The following is a 3,398-nucleotide window of genomic DNA, read 5'->3' as shown; positions in this document are numbered from 1 at the left end:
AACCCACTTTCAGTGGTTTCTTTCAGTCGGCTTTAGCCGAAACCCGCGAATTCCATTCGCAACCCAAACCTATGGACTTCCAGTCCATAGTCGTTTAGTCGGTTATTTACACCCGCTCAATAATCACGGCGTAGCCCTGGCCCACGCCAATGCACATCGTGATGAGAGCGTAGCGCTTGCGTTGCTCCTGCAGCTCCAGGGCAGCCGTGTTGAGGAGGCGGGCGCCGCTCATGCCCAGCGGGTGGCCCAGGGCAATGGCGCCGCCGTTGGGGTTGATGCGCGGGTCGTTGCCCTCAAGGCCCAGCCCGCGGATGCAGGCCAGCGCCTGGGCCGCAAACGCCTCGTTGAACTCAATCAGGTCGATGTCGTTCAGGGTGAGGCCGGCTTTTTTGAGGGCCAGCTGGCTGGCAGGCACCGGGCCGATGCCCATAATGCGCGGCTCGACTCCGGCCACGCCCATACTCACAATGCGGGCCCGGGGCGTGAGGTTGTGCTGCTTCAGGCCCGCCTCCGAAGCCAGCAGCAGGGCCGCCGCGCCGTCGTTGAGACCCGAGGAGTTGCCGGCCGTCACGGAGCCGGTTTTGCGGAAGGCGGGCCGCAGCTTGGCCAGGCCTTCGAGCGACGTATTGGCCTTAATAAATTCGTCGTGTTCGAAGAGCAGCGGTTCGCCCTTGCGCTGCGGAATGGGCACGGGCACAATTTCCCGGGCAAAGCGGCCCGAGTCGCGCGCCGCGCCGGCGCGCTGGTGCGACTCGTACGCAAACTGGTCCTGGTCTTCGCGGCTGATGTGGTCGCGCTCGGCCAGGTTTTCGGCGGTTTCGCCCATGGCATCGGTGCCGTAGAGCGCTTCCATGCGCGGGTTGATGAAGCGCCAGCCGAAGCTGGAATCGTACATCTGCGAATCGCGGCCGAAGGCGGCACTGGCTTTGGAGATGACCAGCGGGCCGCGGGTCATGTTTTCCACGCCGCCGGCCACCATGAGGTCGCCGTCGCCGCTCTGGATGGCGCGGGCCGCGGCAATGCTGGCCGACAGGCCCGAAGCACACAGGCGGTTCACGGTTTCGCCGGGCACGGAGGCCGGCAGGCCGGCCAGCAGCAGCGCCATGCGGGCCACGTTGCGGTTGTCTTCGCCGGCCTGGTTGGCGCAGCCCAGAATCACATCAGCAATGCCCGCGGGGTCGGCCGTGGGGTTGCGCCGGAGCAGCTCCTGAATAACGTGGGCCGCGAGGTCATCGGGGCGAACGGGGGCCAACGTGCCGCCAAAGTTTCCAATCGGCGTGCGAATGCCGTCAACAATGTATGCTTCGGTCATGGGGGGAATAAGTAAGCAGGCGCCAATTTACGGCCAAACGGCCTCCCGCACGGGCCCAACAGGTTTGACTGTGGTTTTGTCGCGCTTTGCTGCTGACGTGTTCTTCCGTGGCAATGGGCACTGTCACCGCTAACGCGTGGGGTCGGCCAGAAAGCCTGGAGCAGCCCCACACCTCTGGGCTTCACCCTCAGCAAAGGAGTCCCCTGCTTGCAGCCAGCCATGCTACCTATTCTGAAGTTCGTGGGAGCCCAAGCCGGACTATCCAAGAGGCCTGAGAAGACTAATGGATTAAAATAAATTGCATTTGTGAAACAATTATTTTTATTATAATGTATTTTGATTAAATTGGTAATGGGTTAAACAATAAGCAATTTTCATCATTTCACTGATAAAGGCTACTGTCATGAAACATCTATTCCAAATTTTCCTTGTTGCTGGTGCGCTTTGTGTGCTCTGTGCAACTAGCGCCTATGCCCAGTGCACCTATACCTCGAAATCCAGTGGCTCATTCTTTTCGTCGTTTGATGTAGCGGGGCCACCATCGTGCTCGGCCGTGCCTGTTTCCGGTTCCAATAGCATCTTTATCATCGGCCAGGGACATACCGTGACCCTCAGTGCTGCCTATACCGTTGGCACGGGTGGTTCAATTACCGTTCTGGACGGAGGCACCTTGATAATAGCGAGTGGCGGGGCCTTAACACTGCCCAGCACAAGTAATGATATCAACTCGCTGATAGTTGAGGAAAAGTCGGCGCTTATTGTAAAATCCGGGGGCACCATTCAAGGGGGCAACTTATTGCTGGGAACCCACAGAGCGTCCAATGAACAGACCACCCTTACCATTGAAGCAGGGGCCGCGGACGCCGTCACTTTCAACCAGGTGACAGTGAACAAAGCAACCATCACCGTCAACTCCGGCGCCCAACTAAACACGATATGCAACCTTGTGCTGTTCAAGGGTGAAATTATCATCGACGGAATCATGGTCGTTGGGGGCAACCTTATACTTCCCAAAGGGGGCTTCAGCAAAAGCTTATGCGGCAATGGGAGACTTGGCATTGTGGGGTGCGTGTTCGGAGTCAAAAACGACAAAGACCAAATAGCGAGATTGCACAATGGGTGCAACCTGAAAATCTGCGTGCAGATGAGCCCTGACTTATGTGGCCCGCCACCGTTTACCAGCGGTGAAGAAAGTGACTGCAGTGACCCTTTTAATACCCCTATGGGCTGCAAGCCCTTGCCCGTGAAGCTGGTCCTGTTTACGGCCACGGCCACGGCGCAGCAGGGCGTGGCGCTGCGCTGGGAAACGGCCTCGGAGGAAAATAATGCCAGCTTTGAGGTGGAGCGCTCGGCCGAAGGCAAGGCGTTCCGCAGTATTCGCAGCGTGCCCGGCCGCGGCAACGTGCAGAGTCGCTCCACTTACTCGGTGGTAGACGAGGCCCCGCTACCCGGCACCAGCTACTACCGCCTGCGCCAAATCGACTTTGACGGCACCAGCACCTACTCGCCGGTGCGCAGCGTGGCCCTGAGCCGCGCCAGCGCCCAACACCTGCAAGTGTACCCCGGCCGCCTGCCCCAGGAATGGGTAGTGAACTGCACCCTCCCCGCCGAGCTATTGGCCGCTTCCAGCAGCGTGAAAGTATACGATGCCCTGGGCCGCGTGCAGCAGGTGCCTTGCCCAGCCGATGCCACCCAGGTCGGCCGCTGGACCATGGATACGCACGCTCTACCCGTGGGTATTTACATTGTACGCTTGACTACCAGCCAGGGTACCTTCAGCCAGCGCATCAGCAAGTGAGCCAATAAGACGGCCGCACTAACTGCGTTCGAGTAATCCAAGCTCCGGCCGGCCGAGCTGCCGGTCAGGGCGAGCGGTAACAGGTAAGTGTAAAAACACGCCCCTGCCCAGCGCGGAACGGCGGTCGGGAACAATCGTTAGCCCCCTCTCCAGCACCTATTGAGACCGCGGGGCATGCGCAGCCTGATAATACTAAGCAGTCACGCAAAATTAATCGTATAGTTTTTTCCGACTCGTTTTAGGACGTATTCAATGCGTTGGAGCAAGGTTTGGTCGGATTGGTAGTCT

The 3,398-nt window shown here is 59.2% G+C and carries 2 protein-coding genes; one reads left to right on the top strand and one right to left on the bottom strand.

Translation table 11 applies throughout. From position 1 onward, the window contains the following. Positions 1-106: 106 nt before the first annotated feature. The gene (gene pcaF, locus BEN47_RS00070; RefSeq protein WP_070724174.1) at positions 107-1,312 is read right to left on the bottom strand and encodes a 3-oxoadipyl-CoA thiolase; all 1,206 of its coding nucleotides are present in this window, start codon (positions 1,310-1,312) and stop codon (positions 107-109) included. Between the two features lie 1,222 nt (positions 1,313-2,534). Here pcaF and BEN47_RS21220 point away from each other — a divergent pair. Next, positions 2,535-3,110, top strand: coding sequence for a T9SS type A sorting domain-containing protein (locus BEN47_RS21220; RefSeq protein ID WP_070724173.1), 576 nt, complete (start codon positions 2,535-2,537; stop codon positions 3,108-3,110). Positions 3,111-3,398 lie beyond the last annotated feature (288 nt).

Origin of the sequence: Hymenobacter lapidarius, from assembly GCF_001816145.1 — a bacterium.
Classification (GTDB): Bacteria; Bacteroidota; Bacteroidia; order Cytophagales; family Hymenobacteraceae; genus Hymenobacter; species Hymenobacter lapidarius.
The sequence above is the reverse complement of the archived record's forward strand: the minus strand, read 5'-3'. Positions and strand labels throughout refer to the sequence as shown.